This is a genomic window from Dyella sp., assembly GCF_035486915.1.
In the GTDB taxonomy this organism is placed as follows: domain Bacteria; phylum Pseudomonadota; class Gammaproteobacteria; order Xanthomonadales; family Rhodanobacteraceae; genus Dyella_B.
Window position 1 is genome coordinate 1 of record NZ_DATHMR010000216.1, and the last position, 26047, is coordinate 26047.

The following is a 26047-nucleotide window of genomic DNA, read 5'->3' on the forward strand; positions in this document are numbered from 1 at the left end:
CAGGTCGTGGCCGAAGATCATGTCCAGCACCCAACTCTCGCCCGCCTTACCGTTCCAGTTGCGCGGGCGACGCAGCAACACACCTGTCGCAGAAATGTCGATCAGGTCTGTGGGATGCGATTCGTCTCCGTGACTCATCAACACCGTGGTTTTGATGCGCATGCGCGCGGGGCGCAAATGCTCGCTATCGGAACCGTCCATGGCGTCACCACCCATTGTCGTCATGCTTTTCATCTCCCTCCCGCGCGATGTTGCCACCACACGCCTACCCCTGTATCGCAACGATGCCAAATGCCGTCCGTCGGCAAAGGCGTCATTGTTTCCCGCGCCGGCCAGGACCTGCCAGCGTCCCCCGGTTAGCTGCGTATCATGAAGCAAGCGACATGCCACTGCTACAACTACGTTTCACGCAGAAATTACGTCTATTTCAAAGAATCGCGGGTCCGCAGACGGACGTAGTAGGTCACAAGTTGCCGCGTGGCGCGTGAATGCAGCATCGGTGCAGCAAACAAACCCCTACGGCAGCTGAAGCGCTTGCTGGACATGCCGTGCTAGTGCCGCTAATCTGTAACCCGCGTGTGGAGCCATGCATGGATGCCCGCCGGGAGCCCCGGTCGGGATGGTCTCCACCCGATGCATTCAGCCGACTTTTGCGAATCGCGGGCGACGCCAGCGGCGTCACGCTTGGTTTCTGCTTGATCGTTACCCTGTCACGACTCTGGCACCAGCGACCGCCTACCTGACCGAACCGCGTAGCGTGGCTTCATCAGGGCGTTGAATTGGCGGGAAACCCGCAGCCCTTGGCTGGGCATCGTGAAAGATCAGATTTTAAAGGGAATCGCCTCAGCAACCCAGGCATTCCGGGCATGAACCTTTCTCCGGTTAGGGTCGGAATCGGTTTTGATCGTCAACAGAACGAATAGCCAGCCCATGCCGGGCGGCCCAACGACATGCATTGATGAGCACTGAGCCAAGCGAGTCTCAGCCTATACAAGCAACGCAAGATGCGTTTGCAGGGGTTCCGCAGCAGCAGGAAATGCCGCTGGCAATCGTGCGCGGCGAACCCATGCTGCAGATGCCGCAGGACTTGTATATCCCGCCGGATGCACTGGAAGTCATCCTGGAAGCGTTCGAAGGACCGCTGGATCTTCTGCTTTACCTGATCCGTCGGCAGAACCTCGACATCCTCGACATTCCGATTGCCGAAATCACCCGGCAGTACATGGAATACATCGACATGATGCGCGATGTGATGCGTCTGGAGCTGGCTGCCGAATACCTGCTGATGGCGGCGATCCTGGGCGAGATCAAATCACGCCTGCTGCTGCCAAGGCCGCCGTCGGAAGAAGGCCTGGAGGAAGACCCCCGCGCCGAGTTGGTGCGACGCCTGCAGGAGTACGAGCGCTTCAAGAAGGCTGCGGAGGACATCGAAGCCCTCCCCCGCATGGAACGCGACACGGTAGCCGTGCAGGCCGATACGGGCGAGCGCAACGTCATCAAGCTGCCGCCGCCGCTGGACCTCAAGGAAATGCTGCTGGCCCTGAAGGATGTGATGCATCGGGCCGAGTTGTTCGGGCACCACGCTATCAAGCGCGAGGCGCTGAGTGTGCGCCAGCGCATGGGCGAACTGCTCAGTCGTCTGGACGACGACCAGTTCCACCGCTTCGAGAGCCTGTTCGATGTCACCGAAGGACGGCTCGGCGTGGTGGTGACCTTCCTGGCCATGCTGGAGCTGGCCAAGGAGTTTTTGATCAACATCGTGCAAGAAGAACCCTTGGCCGCGATTTACGTCAAGGCCAATGCCAACTCGGCCGAGGAAGAAGCCGAAGTGGCCGCTGATGATGATGCGTTCGAAGAACAAAATTCCGCGTCCGGCACCGAATAAACCGGCACCCATATAAAACGCGCAACCCGCCATGGACCGATCCTAAGGTTATGCAGATCGACCAACTGAAACCGATTATCGAAGGCGCCCTCCTCGCCGCCAGCCAGCCATTGAGCGTCGCGCAACTGAGCGAATTGTTCGTGGAGGAAGACGACGTCGACCGTGCACAAATCGCCATGGCGCTGGAGCAGCTGGCCGCGGCGTGCGAAGGCCGCGGCGTCGAGCTGAAGGAAGTGGCGTCGGGCTTCCGTTATCAGGTTCGCCAGGACGTGCATCCGTGGGTGTCGCGCATGTGGAGCGAAAAGCCGAGCCGCTACTCGCGCGCACTGCTCGAAACCCTGGCATTGATCGCTTATCGCCAGCCCATCACGCGACCGGAAATCGAACAAATCCGCGGCGTAGTGGTCTCATCCAACATCATCAAAACCATGGAAGAGCGCGAATGGATCCGCGTCGTCGGCCACCGCGACGTCCCCGGCAAACCGGCGCTGTTCGGCACCACCCGCGCCTTCCTCGATTACTTCAACCTCAAATCGCTGGACGAACTGCCATCGTTGGCGGAAATCCGCGACCTGGAAGACCCGCAGCTTCGTCTGGATGACGACCCGTTCCCGCCGCGTGTCGTGCGCGACCTGCCAATCGATCCCGATGCGGAAGAAGCAGACGAGACCCAAGCGCACGACGAAGAAGCACACACTGCACAAGAAGTGGGCGAACACGAGCCGGAAGTGCTGCACGACGAGCATCAGGTCGACGACACCAAATCGCATCACGACACCGAAGACACTGAACATCATCACGACGAACCCGCTAACGACGCGGACGCAAACGTCGAAACCCATCTCACCACTGCCGATGAGGCAGCGGATAGCGCGGACGCCCAAGACGGCCCCGCCGAGCAAGACACCGAGGAGTATCGCGCATGAATGCGCCACAAAAATCCGTATTAAGCCTTAAGCGCAACGCGCCGCCTGAAAACGCCCCGACCATCGAAGAGCGCCTGCACAAAGTGCTGGCCAACGCCGGTCTCGGCTCCCGCCGCATGCTGGAACAACGCATCCAGGCCGGCGAAGTGGAAGTGAATGGCGCCGCCGCCAACATTGGTGCCAGCGTTCGCGCCGGCGACCGCGTGATGATCGACGGCAAACAATTCGTCGTCAGCACCGACAGCCGCGACGACGCCGAAGTACTGGTCTATCACAAGCCCGAAGGCGTGGTGACCACCCGCGAAGACCCCGAAGGACGTCCCACCGTGTTCGAACAGCTGCCGCGACTCAAAGGCGCGCGCTGGGTCGCTGTGGGCCGCCTCGACATCAACACTACCGGCCTTCTGTTGCTCACCACCGACGGCGAACTCGCCAATGCGCTGATGCATCCGCGCAGCGGTCTGGAGCGCGAGTACCTGTGCCGCGTGCACGGTGAAGTGCCGGATGAAATCATCGAAAAACTCAAGGCCGGCGTAGAACTCGAAGACGGGCCAGCCCGTTTCGACGAAATCGCGATCATCAGCCGCGGCGGTAGCCACAGCTGGTTCCGCGTCGTGATTCGTGAAGGCCGCAATCGCGAAGTGCGTCGTCTGTGGGACTCGCAGGGTTTCCTGGTTAGCCGACTCAAGCGCATTCGTTACGGCAACATCGAACTGCCGCGCACGCTGCGTCGCAGTGATTGCGAAGCGCTCAACGAAGAGACCGTCAAGGATTTGCGCAAGGTCGCCGGTCTCGGCGCACCGCAGCCCGTGCTCACACTGAGCCCGGTACTGCATCAACGCCGCGCACCGCGCAACGTCACCGAATATCGCCCTGAGAAAGGTGCGGGATCATCGTGGAGCGGCGGTTATCACGAGGAAGCGCGCGAATTGCGCGCATTCGATCGCATTCGCGAAGAGCCGCCGCGCGGCAAGCAACAACGCCGACGTGGTGCTGGCCCGAATCGCGAAGTGAACGGCAACGTCGACAGGCCGGATCGTCCGAAGGGACCGAACCGGAACAATAAAAAACGTGGCATTGCGCCTGGTCAGGAACTGCCACCCGCGCGCACCTGGTTTGCGGGCGAAAGCCGCGAAGGCGGTCGTCGTCAGGGCGGCGGCAATCCGTCTGGCAATCCAACGGGCAATCGTCGCGGTGGCAGCGGCGGCGGCCGCGCTGCTGGGGGCGTCCATGGCGCTGGCGGCGGTGCCGCTCACGCCAATGCAAATCCATACGGCGGCTTCGGCGGCGGTAACGCCAACCGGAACAACCGTGGCGGTCGTCCGGGTGGCGGTCAAGGTCAAGGCGGCCGTCCGCAGGGCCAAGGTGGCCGCCCGCAGGGTCGCGGTGGCAATCGCCCTCAAGGCGGCGGTCGTCCTCACGGTGGGGGTCGCCCGCAAGGCGGCGGGAATCGTTCGGGCAATCGTTGAAACATGCAGCGCCGTAGAACACACGACGCATGATTCGCATCTACCACAACAGCCGCTGCTCGAAATCACGCAGCGCGCTGGCTTTGCTTGAAGAACACGGTGAACCGTTCGAGATCGTCAACTATCTCGAAACGCCACCAAGTACCGGCGAGCTGAAAGCATTGTTATCGCAGCTTGGTCTCCCGGCGCGGCAATTGCTGCGCACCGGAGAAGACGTCTACCAAGAACTGAATCTGGACAACGCATCGCTCGAGGACAACACGTTGATCGATGCAATGACGAAATACCCTCGCCTGATCGAACGACCGATTGTCGTTGCCCATGGCAAAGCCGTTATCGGTCGACCGCCGGAAAAAGTGCTCGATATCCTCTAGATCGGCCGCTCTTTCGATCAGGCGTCGTCGCCGTAGGCCAATCGCGCAGCGTGAGTGCGAACGTCGGGTGGCCATGCGGCGATGCGTTCGCTGAACATCGTCTTGTCGTTCGCGAACAAGGCACGGCTTGCTTCTTCAAAACCCGGCATATCGCCGGCGATGGCCGATATGAAGTAATACGCGCGCTCTTGCGCTGCACGCGCGCCATCGCGCCCGCTGTTCGCGCGGCGCGCTTCATCGACGAGTTTACGCAATGCGACGGACGCGCCGCCTGGTTGCGCAGCCAGCCACTCCCAGTGTCGCGGTAATAACGTCACTTCGCGTGCGATCACGCCCAACTTGGGGCGCCCTCTTCCGCGCGACTCCGGCGCATCGGGCTTGGCCTCTTTTGCGTCGTCCAACTCATCGCTAGCAGCGAACCGTGCCAGCACATCGGCATCGGTCCCCCGCGTATCGATGTCGATAGATCGACCTGTATGGTCATCGAAAATAAGAATCGGCTCGTCGGGGCCAGTTTCCACGGCGCGCTTTGTCGCGAGTGCGACGGTAGACAGGGGACCCGACTCGATAAGCCGATGACCTTGGAAGCTTGAGTACGTATGCGGGAAAGAGCCGCTCATCATGGGCGTTGAGTCCGATAGAGTATTCAAATAATACCCGGGTAAAATTGCACAATCAATATTACCCGGGTAAATACTTTACCCGCGCAACAAAAAAGCCACCCTCTCGGGTGGCTTTTCTTTGGCTGACGTCTCGCTTCGGAGATCAGACCCGGTTCTGCGTAGCCGGATCACCTACCTTGGCACCGGCGTCGCCACGCGGGGGTGGAGGCGGCACGGACGAACCAGACGAAGAGGTCTTGGACCAATCCGCAGGAGGTCCCGGAACGCGGCCATTCATGATGTCGTCGATCTGGCGCGCATCAATGGTTTCGTATTGCAACAGTGCATCGGCCATCACGTGCAGCTTGTCGATGTTGTCGGTCAATATCTGCTTGGTGCGGCCATAGGCGTGATCGAGAATATCGCGCACAACCTCATCGATCTTGTGTGCGGTCTCGTTGGAAACATTTTTGTGCTGGGTCACGGAGCGGCCTAGGAACACTTCGTCTTCTTCTTCGCCGTAGGTGACCGGACCGAGTGCATCGGACAGCCCCCACTTGGTGGCCATGTTGCGCGCCATCTTGGTGGCACGCTCAATATCGTTCGAAGCGCCGGTGGTGACCTTGTCGTTACCGAAGATGATTTCCTCGGCCACACGACCGCCATACAGCGAGCACAGCTGCGATTCGATCGCAATCTTGTTCATGCTGTACTTGTCGCCTTCGGGCAGGTACATGGTGACACCCAGCGCGCGACCACGCGGGATGATCGTGACCTTATACACAGGGTCATGTTCGGGCACGAGGCGACCAACAATTGCATGGCCGGCTTCGTGATAGGCCGTGAGCTTCTTCTCGTCTTCGCTCATGGCCATCGAGCGGCGCTCGGTGCCCATCAGGATCTTGTCGCGCGCCTTGTCCATATGGCTCATGCGCACTTCACGCGCATTCTCGCGTGCAGCAAACAAAGCCGCCTCGTTGACGAGATTGGCAAGGTCCGCGCCCGAGAAGCCCGGCGTACCGCGTGCGATAACCATCGGCTCGACATCGCTGGCCGTCGGCACCTTGCGCAGATGTACTTTGAGGATCTGCTCGCGACCCTTGACGTCCGGCAGACCGACCACGACCTGACGATCGAAACGACCCGGACGCAGCAGCGCAGGATCGAGTACGTCCGGACGGTTGGTGGCAGCGATGACGATGATGCCTTCGGTACCTTCGAAACCATCCATCTCGACCAGCAACTGGTTGAGCGTCTGCTCGCGTTCGTCGTGACCGCCGCCCAGACCGGCGCCGCGATGACGACCGACCGCATCGATTTCGTCGATGAAGATGATGCACGGCGCGTGCTTCTTCGCCTGATCGAACATGTCGCGAACGCGCGAGGCGCCCACACCCACGAACATTTCGACGAAGTCGGAGCCGGAGATCGAGAAGAACGGTACTTTCGCTTCGCCGGCAATCGCCTTGGCGAGCAGCGTCTTACCGGTACCCGGCGGACCGACCATCAACACGCCACGCGGAATCTTGCCACCGAGGCGCTGGAACTTGCCCGGGTCGCGCAGGAACTCGACGAGTTCGCCGACTTCTTCTTTGGCTTCGTCGCACCCGGCGACGTCGCTGAAATTGACCTTGACCTGATCTTCGCCCTGCAACTTCGCGCGCGAGCGGCCGAAGCTCATCGCACCGCGCCCGCCACCGCCCTGCTGCATCTGACGCATAAACCAGATGAAGACACCAACGATGAGGATCACCGGCAGCCAGTTCACCAGCAGACCGATCAGCGAGAAGCCCGTGCCGGAATCCTGCGTGACCGTTACGTTCTTGTCCTGCATCTGCTTGACCACCGAGTTGGTGGAGAAGCCAAGCACAGGAGCGACGGTGCGGTAGTTGCTGCCATCCTTCAGCTTGCCGCTGATGGTGGCCGGGTTCTCAGCGCTGATGGTGGCAGTCTGGACGTTGCCGCTATCCACGCTCTGCACAAAGCTGCTGTATGGCAGGTCCGAGGAGGCACCACCACGCGGGTTGAAGCTCTGGAATACGGTGATAAGCACCACCGCTATCAACAGCCAGAGCAACAGGGTTTTCCATGTCTCATTCATGCGCGGTTCTCGCCATTTTGCCGGCCACCCGGTCTAAACCCGGTAGCCAGCGCGTATACCTCACGCGAACGCGCGCGTGAGGCCTTAGGTTTACGCATGCTCACGCGCGAGAATTCTGCGCGCAAGCTTCGCAAATAATCGTCAAAGCCCGTTCCCTGGAATAGCTTGATTAGAAACGCTCCACCAGGTTTGAGCCAGTGCCGGCTGAAATCAAGCGCGAGTTCCGCCAAGTCCATCGCCCGAATTTGATCGGCCAGTGCCACACCACTCATATTGGGGGCCATGTCCGACAGCACAAGATCGAGCTTTTGGCCGTCCATGCGCGATTCGAGCTCGCGCAAGACGCTTTCTTCACGGAAGTCGCCTTGCAGGAAATCCACCCCGCCAATGCCCTGCATCGGCAGAATATCCAGCGCCACCACGGTACCACTATCGCCCAGGCGCTGACGAACCAGCTGCGACCAGCCACCCGGGGCTGCCCCCAGATCGACCACCCGCATACCGGGCTTTAACAGATGGTCGCGATCGATCAGCTCTTCCAGCTTGAAAACGGCGCGCGAACGCAGTCCCTCGGCCTGGGCCTTTTTGACGTAGACATCGTCGAAATGCTCCCGTAACCAGCGGGAACTGCTTTTGCTGCGGGACATGCGGCCACGGCCGGGGAATGGGGCTGACATGATAACCTTTACGATCCCCTCGCCGCGAATCCGAGACTGAACGCATGGCCATTTCCCCCTCGCAACAACGCTACCTGCGTAGCCTCGCCCACGATCTGCACCCGGTGATTCTGCTGGGCGCCAAGGGCGCGACCGAGGCCGTGGTCAAAGAGCTGGACCTGGCGCTCTCTCATCATGAGCTGGTGAAGGTGAAGCTTTCGGGCGGCGACAAGGACGAACGCGATGGGCAGATCAAATTCCTGATCGATGGCACGGGCGCGGAAAGCATCCAGCAGATCGGTCATATCGTGGTGTTGTTCCGCCGCAACGAGGAAGACCCTCGTCTAGCCCTACCGCGTTGAGTCATCGCCATGGATCTATCGCTTGATCGGCCGGAAGGCTATTTGTTCGTTCGACGCGTGGCACCGCATAGCGTCACGGTGGTCGATCGCGAGCTGAAGACAAGTTTTATCCTCTCGCCCGAACGCGCCATCGAAGACTGGCCGGTTTCCAGTGCAGCTCACCTGGACGAGGGCCATGTCGAAAGCGTTCTCGAACTAAAGCCGGAGCTAGTGCTGCTCGGCACAGGCACGCGTCAGCAATTTCCATCCGCTTCGTTTATGGCCGGCTTTCTTCGCCGCGGCATTGGCATCGAAGTGATGGACAACGCCGCCGCTGCGCGCACCTACGATCTGCTTGCAAGCGAAGGTCGCCGCGTGGTCGCGGCTTTCATTCTTCCGGCGGGTTGATCAGCGACTAGGCAAATAGTCGAGCGGATCGACGGGACTGCCGTCCTTGCGAATCTGGAATTCCAGTTCATCGCGCGACGAGCCGCTCGATCCCATTTCCGCAATTTCCTGACCGGCTTTGACTTGCTGCCCTTCCGTCACCAGACGCTTGCGGTTGTGACCATAGGCAGACAGGAGACTGTCGTTATGCTTGATGATCACCAGCTCGCCATAACCGACCAGGCCGTTACCGCTGTAGACCACCACGCCATCGGCGGCAGCGACGACGGCATCGCCTTCCTTGCCCGCAATATCGATGCCGGGAATGGCAGCGCTGCTTTGGAATCGACCTACAACCGAACCTGATGCGGGCCAGCGCCACTTCACACCGCCCGCTGTTCGCGAACCGCCGCTTGCTGCAACGATCGGTGTTGCTGCCGGTACCGGTGTCGGCGCGACGGGCGGCGGTGGCGCAACAGACGCTGCAGGCACGACGGTTGCCGGATGTGCCGGCGGCGGAACCTGAGTTGTTGTGACGACGGCCGGTGCAACATTTTGGAAACTGCTGCTCGGTGGCGTCGATGGAGGTGGTGATGGCGGCGGCGGTGCCTTGGCGATGACAGGCGGCGGATTACGTGGTGCGTGTCCTGACAATGTCAGCACCTGCCCTGGCCAGATCGTGTACGGCGCAGCGATGCCGTTCATCTGAGCCAGCTGGCGAAAGTCCATCCCGTTGCGAAAGGCGATGGAGTAAAGGGTGTCGCCCTTTACAACGGTGTAACCGTTACCCGGTGCACTCGCGCGCACAACGGGCGCAGGGTTGAAAGGTCTGCTGGGGGGCTCTTGCACCACCGTCGTAGTGCACCCGGCCACGAGCAATGCCATCGAGATAGCGGCAGACGATCGCATCAATCCATTCATGGCATGAGCATAGCGGGGTCCGGTAGCGTTTTCATACGGGTCCAATGCGCGCGCCAGCATGTGTTCAGTGCCGCAACAGCCACCATGCACCCAGCGCGACCAATACTGCGAGTGCCGCCCATCCGATCCATTCGATGTTCTTGTGCAGGATGCGCTCAGCGCGCTCGCCAAAAAGACGAACGAGCAACGCAAGCAACCACACACGCTTGCCGCGACCGAGCAGGATGCAGACCAGGAATGGAATGATCGGCACACCGACAATACCGGAGGCCCATGTGACGAACTTCATCGGCACGACAGGCTGCAGCGCAGCCAGCATCAGCACGAGCAACAACTCGAGCCAATGCTGATTCATCTCGGTGCGAAGACTTTCTACACCACGCTCAATCGAATCGTAGAGATGCAGCGATTGCAGCACCGGTGTCAGCGCATGAAAGGCCCAATGACCCAGCGCATAACCGACCAGCGAACCGATCAGCGAAAAAAGTAGGCTGATATTGGCGTAGAAAAACGCGCGATGCCGCTTGCCGAGCATCATCGGCGCGAGCATCACTTCCGGCATGATCGGGAAGATGAAGGCTTCGATGAAGCTCAGTCCACACAGGTAATAAACCGCTCTGGGGTCGCGTGCCAACACCAGAGCACGCGCATAAAGCTTTCCAAAAAGTTGCATTAGCCGATGCCACCCAGCAAAGGTACGAAACTGACTGCTGCGAGTTCTTCCTGCACAAAATCACCTTTGCCATCACCGCGCATGCGGATCAAGGTTTGACTGCTGGGGGACCCAACCGGTGCGACGAGCACGCCGTCGGGGCTTAGCTGATCGAGAACCTGTGTGGGAATCGCATCACCCGCCGCTGTAAGAATGATGGCATCGAAAGGCGCCTCGACTGACCAGCCGAGTTTGCCATCGTCATGCCGTGAACGAATGTTCTCGATACCGAGCTGGCGGAAACGCCGGCGTGCCTGACGCAACAACTCTTCGATGCGTTCGACCGTATAAACCTGCGGCACCAGGCTCGCCAGCACCACGGCCTGATAGCCGGAACCCGTGCCGATCTCCAACACTTTCTGCGGGCGGCCGGATTTTGCCTCGAAGGGTTCGAGCAAGGCTTCGGTCATGCGCGCCACCACCCACGGCTGCGAAATGGTCTGGCCATGACCGATCGGCAACGCAGTATTTTCGTAAGCGCGCGAACTCAGCGCCTGATCGATGAAATGGTGCCGCGGAAGATTGCGTATGACATCAAGCACGCGCTTATCGTTGATACCTTCTTCTTTCAACTTGGCGATAAGGCGATCGCGCGCGCGCTGGGAAGTCATCCCCTCGCCTTTCAATGCCGACGGTGGAAGCGGATGCACGGCCATCTCAAGCGGCCTTTCCATCGGTATTGCCGCTCATGCCGTCAGTGAGGGCATGCACCCAGCTGCTGACTTTTTCCAGCGCCTGAAAGCGTGTGAGATCGACGTGGATGGGCGTGACGGAAATAAAGCCACGATGCACGGCATGGAAATCGGTGCCGGGACCTGCATCGTCGACATCGCCCGCCGGGCCGATCCACCAGATCGTTTTACCGCGCGGATCGGTCTGCTTGATGCATGGCGCGGAACGATGGCGCTTGCCAAGCCGCGTCACTTCGAAACCTTTGATCTCTTCCCACGGACGATCGGGCACGTTGACGTTGAGAATCGTATCGGCAGGAAGTGGGTCGACCAGCAGACGTTCCATCAACAGCAGCACGGCTTTCGCTGCGGAATCGTAGTGTTCGCCCTTGTGATCCTTACTCACCAGCGACACGGCAATCGCGGGCAATCCGAGGAAACGCCCTTCCATCGCTGCCGACACTGTGCCGGAATAAATCACGTCGTCGCCTAGATTGGCAGAATTGTTGATGCCCGACACAACGATATCCGGCTCCTCATCGAGCATGCCCGCCAGCGCCAGATGCACGCAATCCGTCGGCGTGCCGGCGACACGGTAATAACCGTTATCCATACGGAGCGCGCGAATGGGCGCGTCGAGCGTCAAAGAATTGCTTGCTCCGGAACGATCGCGATCCGGGGCTACCACCGTGACCTGGCCGACCGCGCCGAGGCGTTCGGCGAGCACGCGGATGCCCGGTGCATCCACGCCATCGTCGTTGCTGACAAGAACTCGCATCATGATCCGTAGAAAGCCAATGTTCGACGCGCGGCCGCGAGGCGAATCCGCACGTTCCCCGAACCTTGGAGTCTAACCGAGCGGACCGGCGGTTTCATCGCCATGCGCAGCGCAAGTTCTGGCCGAACCCATACCGGAGCGATTCCGCATTAGTTAGGATGATTTCCATGAAACGCCGCCCGCCCCCTACGGTTAGCGACGACGATAGCCGCCTGTTCCGGGACGCTATTGGCGAAGTGCGCAAACTTGACCCCGTCGCACCACCGCCTGCGATGCCCAAGCCGGAGCCGCACCCCTACATGTTGGAAGCGGATGAGGCCGCCGTGCCCAGCGAATTGCTGGATATGGCCTTCGATCCTGCGTTGATGGAAGTGGGCGAGGAATTGAGCTACCTGCGCGACGGCTACCCGCCGAAATTACTGCGCCATTTGAAACGCGGCCAGTACAGCGTGCAAGACGAGATCGATCTTCACCACCTGAATGCTGCAGCGGCCCAGTCGACCATTTCGACATTTCTGGCCGAAGCATCCGAACGAGGCTTCCGCTGTGTGCGCATCGTGCATGGGAAGGGCTTGCGCTCCAAAGCGGCGGGTCCTGTTTTGAAAGCGCTGACAGATCGATTGCTACGCCGGCGCGATGATGTGATTGCCTTTGCATCCGCCCGTCCGATGCAGGGAGGCACCGGCGCGGTCGTGGTGTTGCTCAAAGGTTGAGCTGTTAGCCGATCAACTCGCGTGCGACAACGGTTGCGTAAGCGCCTGCTGGCAACTCAAAGGCAAGTTCTAACGTTTCTTCTTCCAGCCAGCGCCAACGTGTGTCTTTGGGTCTCAGCCGCAGCGGACGGCGTTCCTGCTCCATGCGCGCTTTGGCCAAGCCTTCCACCAGGTTGCCGTTAGTAGCAGCAACGTTACGCTCCAGATCACCTGCTTCGGCGGTGGTCGGCGGTTCGCCATCACCCCACAACGGGCCGGAGGGATGAATATCGCCTTGCGCCAATCGCGCGGCCAGCGTTTCGTCAAACGTCTCTGGGCCGAACCATGAGCGCGATCCGGCCAGCGACCAGATTTCGCCTTCGAGTGGTTTGTCCCATACATCGCGCTCAACGCGAGCAGCCAAAACGCTATTGAAGATATGCGAGCGCGCTGCGGAGAGAAGGATTGATCGCTTGTCGCGATCCACGCGACGCCCGGCGAACATCGCACGCGCCTGCGCAATATTTCCACCTTCGCGGCCAAAGCGTTGCTCACCGAAGTAGTTCGGAACACCGCGCGTGGCGATGGCATGCAGCACTTCTTCAGCACGTGCTTTATCGCCGCTGACATCGCGCAGCACCAGCACGAAACGATTGCCGCGCAAAGCGCCACGTTTGAGCTTGCGTTTGTGTCGCGTCGCCGCGAGCACCTTCACATCTTCATGCGGAAAGGCGCTCCAGTCGGGATCGGCTTTGCCGGGCAATTGCACGGTGAATGCCTGGCGGGTGACGGCGTGGCGATCTTTCAGTCCTGCGTAACCGACATTGAGCGGGGGAACGCCGGCAAAACGCGCCAGCTCCTTCGCAACCCAATCGGTGTTGGCGCCACGCTTTTCGACCCAAAGCAATGCGTGTTCGCCCTCACCGTCGGCGTCGTAACCGAGGATTTCATCGACACGAAAATCTTCAGGCGCGCGACGAAGCTCCGCCTTGATCGGCGGCGTTCCATAGGCGCGGGGCAATTCGATGTCGGTAGCGGGCGTGTCGGACATTCGGTTCGATCGGTTTCAATGGCGGCGTTATGTACGGTGCGTTGCCATTCGCAACGACACCACGATCGAATCAATTACCGCTGCTGGCCGAAGTCGCAGGTGCAGCGGCACTTGAGCCGTTGGCGGGTTTCTCGACCACCTGATAGAACGTCTCACCCGGTTTGATCAAACCTAGTTCGGCACGCGCGCGTGCTTCGACGGCTTGCTCGCCGTGCTTGAGATCGTTCACGTCGGCGGCGAGCGCCTGATTGCGTTGGACGAGCTTGTCGTTTTCGTCGCTCTGTTTCTTCACCGCGACACGCAAACTGGCCACCTCGGACATGCCGCCGTGACTGGACCACAGTTTCAGCTGCAGTCCAATCAGTATCAGCAGCAGGATCAAGGCGATCCAACGCAACATGGGTAGGCGCTACCTCAACCGGGCAAATGAGACAGATTCGGGAACGCGTTGCGGCCAGCATAGCGCGCCGCGCTGCCCAACTGTTCCTCGATGCGCAGCAACTGGTTGTACTTGGCCACGCGGTCGGTGCGGCACAGCGAACCGGTCTTGATCTGGGTGGCCGTGGTGGCGACCGCGATATCGGCAATGGTGGTGTCTTCGGTTTCGCCCGAGCGGTGGGAGACGATAGCCGCGTATTTGGCCGCATCGGCCATCGCGATGGCCTCGAGCGTTTCCGAGAGCGTGCCGATCTGGTTGACCTTGATCAGGATCGCGTTGGCGATCTTCTTGTCGATCGCCTCGCGGAAGATCTTCGGGTTGGTGACGAAGATATCGTCGCCCACCAACTGCACCTTCTTGCCGATCTTGTCGGTGAGCAACTTCCAGCCGTCCCAATCGCCTTCGGCCATGCCGTCTTCGATGGTGACGATCGGGTACTGCTGCGCCCAGCTGGCGAGCACGTCGACGAACTGTTCCGGGGTGTAAACCTTGCCCTCGCCTTCGAGATCGTACTTACCACCCTTGAAGAATTCGGAGCTGGCGACGTCAAGACCGAGCAGTATCTCGCTACCGACCTTGTAGCCGGTCTTGTTCACCGCTTCGAGAATGGTATCGAGCGCTTCGATGTTAGAGCGCAGGTTCGGCGCGAAACCGCCTTCATCGCCCACCGCGGTGTTGAGGCCCTTGCTTTTGAGCACACCCTTTAGTGCATGGAAGATTTCCACACCGGCACGCAGCGCTTCGGAGAAGCTTGGAAGACCGACCGGAAGGACCATGAATTCCTGCACATCGACGTTGTTGTCGGCATGCGCACCACCGTTGATGATGTTCATCATTGGCACCGGCAACACACCCGGCTTGTCGTGCGACAGGTACTTCCACAGCGGTTCTTTGCGCGAAGCTGCCACCGCGTGCGCCGCGGCCAACGATACACCGAGCAACGCATTGGCGCCCAGGCGACCCTTGTTAGGCGTGCCGTCGAGATCGATCAGCTTTGCATCAAGACCTTTTTGATCCGCCGCATCAAAACCCTTGAGCGCGTCGGCAATCGCACCATTGACGTTCGCCACGGCGTTCTTCACACCCTTGCCCTGGTAACGCGACTTGTCGCCGTCGCGCAGTTCTACCGCTTCGCGCGTGCCGGTCGAGGCACCACTGGGAACAGCCGCGCGACCAAACGCGCCGTCGGCCAGGATCACGTCAGCTTCTAGTGTGGGATTACCGCGCGAGTCGAGAATTTCACGGGCATGAATGCGGGTGATTTGGGTGCTCATGACTAATCCAGGTCGAGGAAATGAAAAACGATTGTCAGTGCGCGCAATGCGCGCAGCGCGTTACAGCGTATGTTCGAGGAAGCCGTGACGCTTGGTCACCGCATCTAGTTCGAGCAGCGTATGCAACAGCGCCTCCATCTTGCCCAGCGGCCACGCATTGGGCCCATCGCTGAGCGCCTTGCTGGGGTCCGGATGGGTTTCGGCGAAAAGACCGGACACGCCGACGGCAACGGCCGCGCGCGCCAGCACGGGCACGAATTCGCGCTGACCGCCTGAAGTCGTGCCCTGACCGCCCGGCAACTGCACGGAATGCGTGGCATCGAACACTACCGGGCAACCCGTATCGCGCATCACGCTCAGCGAGCGCATGTCGGATACCAGGTTGTTATAGCCGAAGCTGGCACCGCGTTCGCACACGAGAATGTCGTTATTGCCAACGGCTTTCGCCTTATCGACCACGTTTTTCATATCCCACGGCGCGAGGAACTGGCCTTTCTTGATGTTCACCGGCTTGCCGGCGCGCGCCACGTTCTGGATGAAATCGGTCTGGCGGCAGAGGAAGGCCGGCGTTTGCAATACATCGACCACCGCGGCCACTTCATTCATCGGCGTGTATTCGTGCACGTCAGTGAGCACAGGCACGTTGAGCTGACGCTTCACCTCCGACAACACACGCAATCCCTCTTCCATGCCCGGGCCGCGAAAACTGCCGGTGGAAGAGCGATTGGCTTTGTCGAAGCTGGATTTGAAGATGAAGTTGATGCCGAGTTTGCCGGTGATTTCCTTCAGTGTGCCGGCGGTGTCGACCTGCAACTGCTCCGATTCGATGACGCAGGGACCGGCAATAAGAAAGAAGGGTTTGTCCAGACCAATGTCGAAACCGCATAACTTCATGCTGCGGCTCCCTTAGTCGCCAGCTTCTCGCCTTCGCGCACGGCCTTGTATTCGCGTGCTGCGCGTACGAAACCGATGAATAGCGGATGGCCATCGCGCGGCGTGGACGTGAATTCCGGATGCGCCTGGCAACCGAGGAACCACGGATGCTTCTGCATTGGCAGTTCGACGATTTCAACCAGTAGGTCGTCCATCGACTTGCCGGAAATCACCATGCCGAGGTCTTCGAACGGCTGGCGATAGCGGTTGTTGAATTCGTAGCGATGGCGATGACGCTCGCGCACGATGTCCTGGCCATACATCTGACGTGCCAGCGTGCCGGTCTTCAGGCGACATTCCTGCGCACCAAGACGCATCGTGCCGCCGAGGTCCGAACGCTCGGTGCGCTGTTCGACTTCGCCGGTGGCCGTGGTCCATTCGGTGATCAGTGCGATCACGGGATTGGGCGTATGACGATCGTTCTCGCTGGAATCGGCGTCGGTAAGGCCAGCAACGTTACGGGCGAAATCCACCACCGCCGCATGCATGCCGTAGCAGATGCCGAAGTACGGAACGCGGTTTTCGCGAGCGTATTTGGCCGCCAGCACCTTGCCTTCGAAACCGCGTTTGCCGAAACCGCCCGGCACAAGGATCGCATCCGCCGCGCCGAGCACTTTCTGCGCGCCTTCCGCTTCGATCTGCTCCGAATCGATCCACTCCAGATTCACGCGCGTCTGCTGCTTGATGCCACCATGACGCAACGCTTCGCCGAGCGACTTGTACGCGTCTTTGTGTTCGACATACTTGCCTACGATGGCAACGGTCACCTCGTCTTTGGGATGCTCGACCGCATCCACCGTGCGCTGCCAGCCCGAGAGATCGGCCGGTTTGGCATCCAGACCCATTTTCTTGACGACGATGTCGTCCAAGCCTTGCTGATGCAGCCACAGTGGTTGCTTGTAGATGACGTCCACGTCCGCGGCGCTGATGACGGCCTGTTCCGGAACGTTGGTGAAAAGCGCGATCTTGCGGCGCTCGCCGTCCGGCAGCGGCTGCTCGCACCGGCACAGCAGGATGTCCGGCTGGATACCGATGGAGCGCAGTTCCTTCACGGAGTGCTGGGTCGGCTTGGTTTTGATCTCGCCGGCGGCCTTGATATACGGCACCAGGGTCAGATGCATGAACAGACATTTTTCCGGACCGTGCTCGATGCGCAGCTGACGGATCGCCTCGAGGAAGGGCTGGGACTCGATGTCACCGACCGTGCCGCCGATTTCGACCAGCGCGACGTCGAAGCCACGCGTGGCCTCGTGGATGCAGTGCTTGATCTCGTCGGTAATGTGGGGAATCACCTGGACGGTGGCCCCCAGGTAGTCGCCCCGGCGCTCCTTGCGGATCACCGATTCGTAGATCTTGCCGGTGGTGATGGAGTTCTTGCCGGTCAGGCGGGTGTGGACGAAGCGCTCGTAGTGGCCCAGGTCCAGATCGGTCTCCGCGCCGTCGTCGGTCACATAGACCTCGCCGTGCTGGAAGGGACTCATGGTGCCCGGATCCACATTGATATATGGATCGAGCTTCATCATGGTGACCGAGAGGCCGCGGGCCTCGAGAATGGACGCAAGCGACGCCGCCGCGATGCCCTTGCCAAGCGAGGACACCACACCGCCAGTGACGAAAATCAGGGGGGTCATGGAAAGCAGCCGTGCTGGAAATCGGCATTTTAGCGGACGATCGACCTAGCCGCGAGATGCTGCGGCGACAATAGGGAAAATAATTCAGCCATCACCGACCTTTTCCGATTTTCAACATCGGAAAGCAGAACGCCCGGCGCGAAGGCTGGGCGTTGCTGCAGGCGCCTATTGGGGCGCTTCCCGGCCGCTAGCGAGGATCAGCCGAGGCTGTCCGACGACATCGTTGGCACGGGGTGCATCATGTTCACATTCATGTTGTGCAGCACCCACAGCGATCCCACCACCACGATGGCGATGATCAGCAAGGTGAATACACCGATCGACAGGTTGTCCCGCTGGCCAGGCTTGGCGCTCAAATGCAGGAAGAAGATCAGCTGCACCAGCACCTGCGCCACGCACAACACCATGATGCCCGGCAGGATCAGGTCGTGCGGCACCGCGCCGGACATTACGCAGCCGAACGACATAGCGGTAAGAACGATGGACAGAATGAAACCGACGATATACGACTTCAGGCTGCCGTGATTGGCGTGCTGGTGATCGGCAGCATGAGCATGAGCATGTAGGTTCGACATCACAGCACTCCTCGCAGATAAACGATGGTGAACACGCAAATCCAGACCACGTCCAGGAAATGCCAGAACAGGCTGAGGCAGGAAAGACGGCGTGTGACGGCATCGTTCAAGCCGAAACGACGCACCATGTCCATCATCACCACGATCCAGATCAAACCGCAGGTCACGTGCAGACCGTGCGTACCGACCAGCGTGAAGTAAGACGACAAAAACGCGCTGCGGCTCGGACCGGCACCTTCATGAATCAGATGTGCGAACTCATGCACCTCCATCGCCACGAACGAAGCGCCGAACAGGAACGTGATGAAGAGCCACGCCATGACCTTGTTGCGCTTGCCGGCGTGCATGTTGAGCATCGCCACGCCGAAGGTGAAGCTACTGACCAGCAGCAGCAGCGTTTCACCGCCTACGTACGGCAGATCGAACAGCTCCTTACCGGTGGGGCCGCCAGCAGTGGCGTTGGCCAGCACGGCGAAGGTTGCGAACAGTGCTGAGAAGATCAGGCAGTCGCTCATCAGGTAGATCCAGAACCCGAGCAGGGTCTTGGATCCGTCGTCGTGATGCTCGTCGTGACCGTGTGCGGCGATGCCGTGGTCTGCAGTAGTAACGTTGTTCATCTCTTAAGCCACCTTCTGGCCGGCCTTGGCCGGATCCACGTGATCGATGCCCGGCTGCGGAATCAGGCGTGCACGTTCGATCTTCTCGACCTCGGCACCCGACACGTAGTAATCGATATTGGTGTCGTAGGCGCGAACCAGGAACGAGCCGACCATCCCGATCAGGCCCAGCGACGCCAGCCACCAGATGTGCCACACCATCGCGAAACCGAGCACCGTGCCGAATGCAGCCATGGACACACCGATACCGGTGTTACGTGGCATGTGGATGTCGGCGTAGTGCTCCTGACGCTTATAGGCGCGCTTGTGTTCCTTGTCCGCCCAGAACTGATCGAGCTCATCAACCTGCGGCAGCACCGCGAAGTTGTAGAACGGCGCGGGCGAGCTGGTCGACCATTCCAGCGTACGACCGCCCCACGGATCGCCCGTTAGATCGCGGTTTTCCGCACGATTGCGCACGCTCACGATGAGCTGCAGGATGGTGAAGCCGATACCCAGGGCGATGATGCCCGCGCCGGCAAAGGCCACGATCAGGTACGGCTGCCATGCCGGGTTGTCGTAATGGTTCATGCGACGCGTCATGCCCATCAGGCCCAGCGCGTATAGCGGCATGAACGCCAGATAGAAACCGACCAGCCAACACCAGAACGAGTACCTGCCGAAACGCTCATCCAGCTTGAAGCCGAAGGCCTTCGGAAACCAGTAGTTCATCGCAGCCAAACAACCGAACATCACACCGCCGATGATCACGTTATGGAAGTGCGCGATCAGGAACAGACTGTTGTGCAGCACGAAGTCAGCACCCGGCACCGCCATCAGCACGCCGGTCATGCCACCGATGGTGAACGTGACCATGAAGCCTACCGTCCACAACATCGGCACGCTGAAGCGAATGCGGCCGCGATACATGGTGAACAGCCAGTTGAACAACTTCACGCCAGTCGGCACGGAGATGATCATCGTGGAGATGCCGAAGAAGGCATTGACGTCGGCGCCCGAGCCCATAGTGAAGAAGTGGTGCAGCCACACCACGAAGGACAGCACACCGATACCCGCCGTGGCATACACCATCGACTTGTAGCCAAAGAGCGGCTTGCCCGAGAACGTGGCGACGATTTCGGAGAACGCACCGAAGCACGGCAGGATCAGGATATAGACCTCGGGGTGGCCCCAGATCCAGATCAGATTCACGTACATCATGGCGTTGCCGCCAAGTTCGTTCGTGAAGAAGTGCATGTCCAGATAACGGTCGGCCGCGAGCAGCGCGAGCGTCACCGTCAACACCGGAAATGCCGCGACGATCAGGATGTTGGTGACCAAGGCGGTCCAGGTGAATACCGGCATCTTCATCAGCGTCATGCCCGGTGTGCGCATACGCAGGATGGTCACGATGAAGTTGATACCGCTAAGCGTTGTACCCAAGCCCGAAAGCTGCAACGCCCAGATGTAGTAATCCACGCCCACGGTCGGGCTGAATTTCAGCTCGGACAGCGGTGGATAAGCGAGCCAGCCGGTCGCGGCGAAGTCGCCGACGAACATCGACATCATGATCAACACCACACCGCCTGCCGTCAGCCAGTAGCTGAGCGAGTTCAGGAACGGATAGGCCACGTCCCGCGCGCCGATCTGCAGCGGCACCACGAGGTTCATCAGACCTGTGATGAACGGCATCGCCATGAAGAAGATCATGATGTCGCCGTGCGCGGTGAAGATCTGGTCGTAGTGATGCGGCGGCAGATAACCAGCCGCGTCAGCCGAGGCCACTGCCTGTTGCGCGCGCATCATGATGGCGTCCGCGAAGCCGCGTAGCAGCATCACAAGCGCCATGATGATGTACATCACGCCGATGCGCTTGTGATCCACCGTGGTGAACCATTCGCTCCACAAATAACCCCACTTGCGCTGGTAAGTCACCCAGCCGAGCAGCGCTGCACCACCCAGGCACACCATAAGCAGGGTGCCCATAATGATCGGCTCATGGAAAGGAATGGCCGATAAAGAAAGTTTTCCGAACATGGCCTACTCCGAAGCCTTGGCGTGATCGTTGGGCGAGGGAGCCGCACTCGCTTGCGAAGGCGATGACTCGCCGATGCGGCCCATATTCATGTCGCCCATGTACTGCTTGATGATGTCGTTGTAGAGATCCGACTTGACGGATGCGTAATACGACACCGGTTGTTTCTCGCTCGGCTGAGACAGCGCGTGATACGTCTGCGCGTCAAGCGGGCTCGCGCTGGACTTCGCCTTGTTCACCCAATCGGTGAAACCTTGCTGCGACGTCGCGACGGCCGTGAAGTGCATATCCGAGAAGCCTTCGCCGCTGTAGTTCGACGACAGACCCGCAAACTTGCCTGGCTCATTCGCGATCAGGTTCAGATCGGTGTTCATACCGGCCATGGCGTAGATCTGGCTGCCCAGCTGCGGGATGAAGAACGCATTCATCACCGAGTCGGAGGTGATTTCGAAGTGCACCGGCGTACCGGCCGGAAAAGCCACTTCGTTTACGCTCGCCACGCCGTAGTCCGGATAAATGAAGAGCCACTTCCAGTCGAGCGCCACGGCCTGGATGGTGATCGGCTTGACGTTGGACTGCAGCGGCTTGTATGGATCGAGCGTGTGAGACGTACGCCAGGTGATCGTCGCAAGGATCGCGATGATGATGCACGGAATGGTCCACACCACCGCTTCGATGGCGGTCGAGTGCGACCACTTCGGTGCGTACGTAGCCTTGGTGTTGGACGCCCGATAGCGCCAGGCGAAGTACAGGGTCATCGCGATGACCGGAATCACCACGACCAACATCAAACCCATGGCGATCAGAATGAGGGACTTTTCCTGTATGCCCACGTCGCCCTTAGGCGCGAGGACATCCATGTTGCAACCGCCGAGGAACACGGCGACGCTTGCGCAAGACCAGCGCAACGCACAGAGAGAACGGTTGTTCACGTACGACTCTACTAGACAGGCTGACGGGGGAATGTCGTGGGGACGACCTGCATAGGATATCGCGCCGCAACATCTATTGAATAGTCCGAGACATAATGCCGCGCCGTTGTTTGACGCTTAGCATCCCTCGAACGAACGTCGCAAGCCCCACCTGTGCGCAAATCGAAACCGAGCCGTCATACGCGCGTAAAACGCCTGATTTTTAGGCACATGAGGCGACCGCCCGGCACCCTGCTACCATGCTCCAATGAGCACACCCATTCCCGCCCGAATCGCCGCGCTGCGCGACGCCATGGCCAAACATGGCGTCGCCGCGTGCATCGTTCCGACTGCCGATCCGCATCTTTCGGAATACCTGCCTGCACATTGGCAGGCGCGCAAATGGTTGTCGAGTTTCGACGGCTCGGCGGGCACGCTGGTCGTTACGGCGACTGAAGCCGGAGTGTGGACAGACTCGCGTTACTTCTCGCAAGCCGAACAACAACTCGCGGGCACCGGTGTTGCCTTGATGAAGCAGCGCGTGTCGTATGCACCCGAGCATCTGACGTGGCTGCAACAGCAACTGCATCAAGGCGACGCGATTGCCATTGCTGGCGACAGCGTGTCGGTAGCCACGCAACGTCAGATCGAACGTCAGCTCGGCGGCGTTGGCATCAAGCTGCGTGTCGACCTCGATCTGCCCGGCATGATCTGGAACGATCGCCCTGCTCTGCCCAGCGCTGCCGTTGTCGAGCACCCTGCCACGTTCGCGGGTACAGCCCGCGCCGATAAGTTCGACAAGCTCCGCAACGCGCTGCGCAAGCAGCACGTCACGCATCATCTTGTGTCCAGTCTCGACGACATCGCGTGGCTGACGAATCTTCGCGGCAGCGATGTCGAGTGCAATCCGGTTTTCCTCGCGCACCTTCTGGTCGAAACCGAAGGCCGGGCGACACTATTTGTCGATCGCACCAAGCTCAACGACGGCCTAGTTGCTGCGCTCGCCAACGACGGCGTGCATGTCGCCAATTACGCAACGATTGGCGATGCCTTGGGTGAGCTTAACGCCGATCACACGTTATTGTTCGATCCGGGCCGCATCGTCAGCGCCATCCTGAAAAAGGTTGGCGTCAGCGCAAAACTCCTCGAAGGTGCCAATCCTTCCACGGCATTCAAGGCCAACAAGAGCAAGGACGAACTCGCACACATCCGCGAAGTGATGCGTCGCGACGGTACTGCTTTGGTGCGCGCGTTTCGCCGACTGGAAGAACGCCTCACCGCCGGGATGACGCAAACCGAGCTGGATGTCGACAGCCTGCTGCGCGAAGAACGCTCGGCACAACCCAATTTTGTTGGCGAAAGCTTTGCGACCATTGCCGGTTACATGGAAAACGGCGCGCTGCCTCACTATCGCGCGACGCAGGAATCGCACAACACGCTACAGCGCCACGGTTTGTTGTTGATCGATTCCGGCGGTCAGTATCTTGGCGGCACCACCGACATCACACGGGTGCTGGCGCTGGGTCCCACCACGGCCGAACAGCGGCGCGATGCGACGTTAGTGATGAAAGGCATGATTGCGCTTTCCCGCGCGCGCTTCCCGAAAGGTGCGAGCGGCCCGCAACTGGATGCACTCGCCCGCGCGCCGCTGTGGGCCTCCGGCATGGACTACGGTCATGGCACCGGTCACGGCGTGGGTTACTTCCTTAATGTGCACGAAGGCCCGCAGGGTATTCGTCCGCCCGTCAACGGCGGCGCACTCGTGCCACTCGAACCTGGCATGATCACCTCGATCGAGCCGGGCCTGTACAAGCCTGCACGTCACGGCATTCGCCACGAGAACCTGGCTGTGGTGATCGAAGCCGATCAGACCGAATTCGGTGAGTTCTATGCATTCGAAACACTCACACTCTGTCCGTTCGACCGCCGCGCTCTGGAACCGGGTCTTCTGAATCCCGAAGAAAGAGCGTGGCTGGACGACTATCATGCCAACGTTCGCGCCGCGCTGAGCCCTCTGCTGGAAGACGCCGATCTGGCGTGGTTGGAAAAACACTGCGCGCCACTTTGAAAGCCATGCGACGCTTGACCAGTTCGACGACGCAACCCATTCTCTCGCGCTTAACCCACCTCGAAGTCATCGCCTCCGAATGAGCAGTCGCTACAACGCCGCCGATATCGAAGTCCTCTCCGGCCTTGACCCCGTCAAACGCCGCCCGGGCATGTACACCGACACCTCGCGCCCGAACCATCTGGCGCAGGAAGTCATCGACAACTCGGTGGACGAGGCGCTGGCCGGTCACGCCAAGTCGATTGAAGTGATCCTTCATACCGATGGCTCGGTGGAAGTGAGCGACGATGGTCGCGGTATGCCGGTCGACATCCATCCCGACGAAGGCATTCCAGGCGTCGAGCTGATCCTCACGCGCCTGCATGCAGGCGGCAAATTCTCCGGCAAGAACTACAACTTCTCCGGCGGCTTGCACGGCGTGGGCGTCTCGGTGGTGAATGCGTTGTCGAGCAAGGTGCTGGTCACCATTCGCCGCGATGGCAACGAATACACCATGGGCTTCGCACATGGCGACCGCGTAAGCGACCTGAAAATCATCGGCACCGTACCGAAAAAGAAAACCGGCACCACGGTTCGCTTCTGGGCCGATCCCAAATATTTCGATTCACCGAAGATCTCGCTTCCCAAGCTCAAGCATCTGCTGCGTGCGAAAGCGGTCCTGTGCGCCGGCCTCAATGTCAAACTCACCGATGAAGCAAGCGGTGAAGTCAGCGAGTGGTACTACGAAGACGGCTTGCGCGATTACCTGCGCGGCGAGCTCGACGGTGCCGAGTGTCTTCCCGCCGAGCTGTTCGTACATCACATCGCACGCGAAAAAGAAGGCCTGGATGTCGCGCTGACGTGGTCGCCAGAAGGCGAGCTTGTCCAGGAAAGCTACGTCAACCTCATTCCTACCATGCAAGGCGGCACGCACGTCAACGGATTGCGCACGGGCCTGACCAACGCCGTACGCGAGTTCTGCGATATCCGCAATCTGCTGCCGCGCGGTGTGAAGCTCGCGCCCGAAGATGTCTGGGAACGCCTGGCGTTCGTGCTGTCCGTCAAACTGCAGGACCCACAATTCGCTGGGCAAACCAAAGAACGTCTCTCTTCACGCGATGCGGCGGCACTCGTCGAAAGCGTCGCGCACGACGGTTTCAGTCTTTGGCTCAACCAGCACGTCGATCTTGGCGAACGCATTGCGCAATTGGCGATCGAACGCGCCAGCGCGCGCCTGAAGGCGGCCAAGCAAGTCGTGCGCAAGAAGATCACGCAAGGTCCTGCCCTTCCCGGCAAGCTCGCAGACTGCACCGCGACCGATCTCACGCGCACCGAACTGTTCCTTGTCGAAGGTGACTCGGCAGGCGGTAGTGCGAAGCAGGCACGCGATAAAGACTTTCAGGCCATCCTTCCATTGCGCGGCAAAATCCTCAATACGTGGGAAGTGGAATCCACTTCCGTGCTCGCGTCGGAGGAGGTCCACAACCTGGCCATCGCTATCGGTTGCGATCCGGGCAAGGACGATTTGAGCGGCTTGCGCTACGGCAAAGTCATCATCCTCGCCGACGCCGATTCTGACGGCCTGCACATTGCCACGCTGCTCAGCGCACTCTTCCTGCGTCACTTCCCGACGCTGGTTCGCGACGGTCACGTGTTCGTCGCCATGCCGCCATTGTTCCGTGTCGACGTGGGCAAACAGGTGTTCTATTGCCTGGACGAAAACGAAAAAGCCGCGATGCTCCAACGCATCGAGCGTGAAAAGATCAAAGGCCAGGTCACGGTCACGCGCTTCAAGGGCCTGGGTGAAATGAACCCGTCGCAGCTGCGCGAATCGGCCATTTACCCTGACACGCGTCGCTTGGTGCAACTTACTGTCGACGATCCCGAGGGTACGACAAAGCTGATGGATATGCTGCTGGCCAAGAAACGTGCGGGCGACCGCAAGAGCTGGCTTGAAGAAAAAGGCGATCTGGCCACACTCGAAGTCTGAGCACATCCATGACATAAGCCATGAACGCGCCGCCCCAAGCGGCGCTTTTT

Annotated in this window: 25 protein-coding genes and 1 pseudogene; 9 read left to right on the forward strand and 17 right to left on the reverse strand. The window is 60.1% G+C overall.

What is annotated here, in order from left to right; translation table 11 throughout:
- Window positions 1–225: pseudogene (locus VK725_RS18345) on the reverse strand (PilZ domain-containing protein); the annotation flags it as partial.
- Window positions 226–958: 733 nt separating this feature from the next.
- Between VK725_RS18345 and VK725_RS18350 the strand changes: the two are divergent.
- From VK725_RS18350 to arsC, 4 genes are read left to right on the forward strand one after another with little or no spacing between them, the layout of a single operon-like run.
- A complete protein-coding gene (locus tag VK725_RS18350) occupies window positions 959–1885 on the forward strand; it encodes a segregation and condensation protein A (protein WP_414648531.1) in 927 nt (308 codons plus the stop codon).
- Between the two features lie 50 nt (window positions 1886–1935).
- Entirely contained in the window at window positions 1936–2811 is an 876-nt protein-coding gene (scpB, locus tag VK725_RS18355) for an SMC-Scp complex subunit ScpB (protein ID WP_325319508.1), read from the forward strand.
- A complete protein-coding gene (locus VK725_RS18360; RefSeq protein WP_325319509.1) occupies window positions 2808–4280 on the forward strand; it encodes a pseudouridine synthase in 1473 nt (490 codons plus the stop codon). The genes scpB and VK725_RS18360 overlap by 4 nt, the downstream gene beginning before the upstream one ends.
- 29 nt (window positions 4281–4309) lie before the next feature.
- Window positions 4310–4654: an arsenate reductase (glutaredoxin) gene (gene arsC / locus VK725_RS18365; protein ID WP_325319510.1), complete on the forward strand. Its 345-nt coding sequence runs from the start codon at window positions 4310–4312 to the stop codon at window positions 4652–4654.
- Window positions 4655–4671: 17 nt separating this feature from the next.
- On the opposite strand, the gene VK725_RS18370 is transcribed toward arsC, so the two are convergent.
- The 3 genes from VK725_RS18370 to rlmE all read right to left on the reverse strand — a co-directional run bounded on the left by VK725_RS18370 (window position 4672) and on the right by rlmE (window position 8004).
- Window positions 4672–5277: a DUF2239 family protein gene (locus VK725_RS18370; RefSeq protein ID WP_325319511.1), complete on the reverse strand. Its 606-nt coding sequence runs from the start codon at window positions 5275–5277 to the stop codon at window positions 4672–4674.
- Window positions 5278–5419: 142 nt separating this feature from the next.
- Window positions 5420–7357: an ATP-dependent zinc metalloprotease FtsH gene (ftsH, locus tag VK725_RS18375; protein WP_325319512.1), complete on the reverse strand. Its 1938-nt coding sequence runs from the start codon at window positions 7355–7357 to the stop codon at window positions 5420–5422.
- Window positions 7354–8004, reverse strand: a complete 651-nt coding sequence (rlmE, locus tag VK725_RS18380) for a 23S rRNA (uridine(2552)-2'-O)-methyltransferase RlmE (RefSeq protein WP_325319513.1) — start codon at window positions 8002–8004, stop codon at window positions 7354–7356. Before rlmE ends, ftsH begins: the two co-directional genes overlap by 4 nt.
- Before the next feature lie 74 nt (window positions 8005–8078).
- Between rlmE and VK725_RS18385 the strand changes: the two genes are divergently transcribed.
- Together VK725_RS18385 and VK725_RS18390 are read left to right on the forward strand one after the other, a co-directional pair.
- On the forward strand, window positions 8079–8375 hold the full coding sequence (locus VK725_RS18385) for a YhbY family RNA-binding protein (RefSeq protein ID WP_325319514.1): 297 nt from the start codon (window positions 8079–8081) through the stop codon (window positions 8373–8375).
- A gap of 9 nt (window positions 8376–8384) precedes the next feature.
- Window positions 8385–8762: an Mth938-like domain-containing protein gene (locus tag VK725_RS18390; RefSeq protein ID WP_325319515.1), complete on the forward strand. Its 378-nt coding sequence runs from the start codon at window positions 8385–8387 to the stop codon at window positions 8760–8762.
- Here the strand turns inward: VK725_RS18390 and VK725_RS18395 are convergent, their stop codons facing one another.
- The 4 genes from VK725_RS18395 to surE form a co-directional block, all read right to left on the reverse strand.
- Entirely contained in the window at window positions 8763–9650 is an 888-nt protein-coding gene (locus VK725_RS18395) for a peptidoglycan DD-metalloendopeptidase family protein (protein WP_325319516.1), read from the reverse strand.
- A 76-nt stretch (window positions 9651–9726) separates the two neighbouring features.
- On the reverse strand, window positions 9727–10335 hold the full coding sequence (locus VK725_RS18400; protein ID WP_325319517.1) for a YqaA family protein: 609 nt from the start codon (window positions 10333–10335) through the stop codon (window positions 9727–9729).
- Window positions 10335–11030: a protein-L-isoaspartate(D-aspartate) O-methyltransferase gene (locus tag VK725_RS18405; RefSeq protein ID WP_325319549.1), complete on the reverse strand. Its 696-nt coding sequence runs from the start codon at window positions 11028–11030 to the stop codon at window positions 10335–10337. The genes VK725_RS18400 and VK725_RS18405 overlap by 1 nt, the downstream gene beginning before the upstream one ends.
- 1 nt (window position 11031) lies before the next feature.
- Window positions 11032–11823: a 5'/3'-nucleotidase SurE gene (surE, locus tag VK725_RS18410; RefSeq protein WP_325319550.1), complete on the reverse strand. Its 792-nt coding sequence runs from the start codon at window positions 11821–11823 to the stop codon at window positions 11032–11034.
- 167 nt (window positions 11824–11990) lie between these two features.
- Here surE and VK725_RS18415 point away from each other — a divergent pair, with 167 nt between their 5' ends.
- Window positions 11991–12536, forward strand: coding sequence for a Smr/MutS family protein (locus VK725_RS18415; protein WP_325319518.1), 546 nt, complete (start codon window positions 11991–11993; stop codon window positions 12534–12536).
- A gap of 4 nt (window positions 12537–12540) precedes the next feature.
- Here VK725_RS18415 and truD read toward each other — a convergent pair whose 3' ends face one another.
- The 9 genes from truD to cyoA form a co-directional block, all read right to left on the reverse strand.
- Complete coding sequence (gene truD, locus VK725_RS18420) at window positions 12541–13566, reverse strand: tRNA pseudouridine(13) synthase TruD (protein ID WP_325319519.1); 1026 nt, start codon at window positions 13564–13566, stop codon at window positions 12541–12543.
- A gap of 70 nt (window positions 13567–13636) precedes the next feature.
- On the reverse strand, window positions 13637–13966 hold the full coding sequence (ftsB, locus tag VK725_RS18425) for a cell division protein FtsB (protein ID WP_325319520.1): 330 nt from the start codon (window positions 13964–13966) through the stop codon (window positions 13637–13639).
- A 14-nt stretch (window positions 13967–13980) separates the two neighbouring features.
- A complete protein-coding gene (gene eno / locus VK725_RS18430) occupies window positions 13981–15279 on the reverse strand; it encodes a phosphopyruvate hydratase (protein WP_325319521.1) in 1299 nt (432 codons plus the stop codon).
- Window positions 15280–15339: 60 nt separating this feature from the next.
- Window positions 15340–16173 (reverse strand): 3-deoxy-8-phosphooctulonate synthase, encoded by an 834-nt coding sequence (gene kdsA / locus VK725_RS18435; protein ID WP_325319522.1) that lies wholly within the window; start codon window positions 16171–16173, stop codon window positions 15340–15342.
- Window positions 16170–17843 carry a CTP synthase gene (locus tag VK725_RS18440; RefSeq protein ID WP_325319523.1) on the reverse strand — a complete coding sequence of 558 codons (1674 nt, stop codon included), beginning with the start codon at window positions 17841–17843 and terminating at the stop codon, window positions 16170–16172. The genes kdsA and VK725_RS18440 overlap by 4 nt, the downstream gene beginning before the upstream one ends.
- Before the next feature lie 197 nt (window positions 17844–18040).
- On the reverse strand, window positions 18041–18418 hold the full coding sequence (gene cyoD, locus VK725_RS18445) for a cytochrome o ubiquinol oxidase subunit IV (protein WP_325319524.1): 378 nt from the start codon (window positions 18416–18418) through the stop codon (window positions 18041–18043).
- Window positions 18418–19035, reverse strand: coding sequence for a cytochrome o ubiquinol oxidase subunit III (cyoC, locus tag VK725_RS18450; protein WP_325319525.1), 618 nt, complete (start codon window positions 19033–19035; stop codon window positions 18418–18420). The genes cyoD and cyoC overlap by 1 nt, the downstream gene beginning before the upstream one ends.
- A gap of 3 nt (window positions 19036–19038) precedes the next feature.
- A complete protein-coding gene (gene cyoB, locus VK725_RS18455; protein WP_325319526.1) occupies window positions 19039–21051 on the reverse strand; it encodes a cytochrome o ubiquinol oxidase subunit I in 2013 nt (670 codons plus the stop codon).
- 3 nt (window positions 21052–21054) lie between these two features.
- A complete protein-coding gene (cyoA, locus tag VK725_RS18460) occupies window positions 21055–21909 on the reverse strand; it encodes a ubiquinol oxidase subunit II (protein WP_414648532.1) in 855 nt (284 codons plus the stop codon).
- Between the two features lie 319 nt (window positions 21910–22228).
- Here cyoA and VK725_RS18465 point away from each other — a divergent pair, with 319 nt between their 5' ends.
- On the forward strand, window positions 22229–24028 hold the full coding sequence (locus tag VK725_RS18465; protein WP_325319528.1) for an aminopeptidase P family protein: 1800 nt from the start codon (window positions 22229–22231) through the stop codon (window positions 24026–24028).
- 79 nt (window positions 24029–24107) lie between these two features.
- The gene (gene parE, locus VK725_RS18470) at window positions 24108–25997 is read left to right on the forward strand and encodes a DNA topoisomerase IV subunit B (protein WP_325319529.1); all 1890 of its coding nucleotides are present in this window, start codon (window positions 24108–24110) and stop codon (window positions 25995–25997) included.
- Window positions 25998–26047 lie beyond the last annotated feature (50 nt).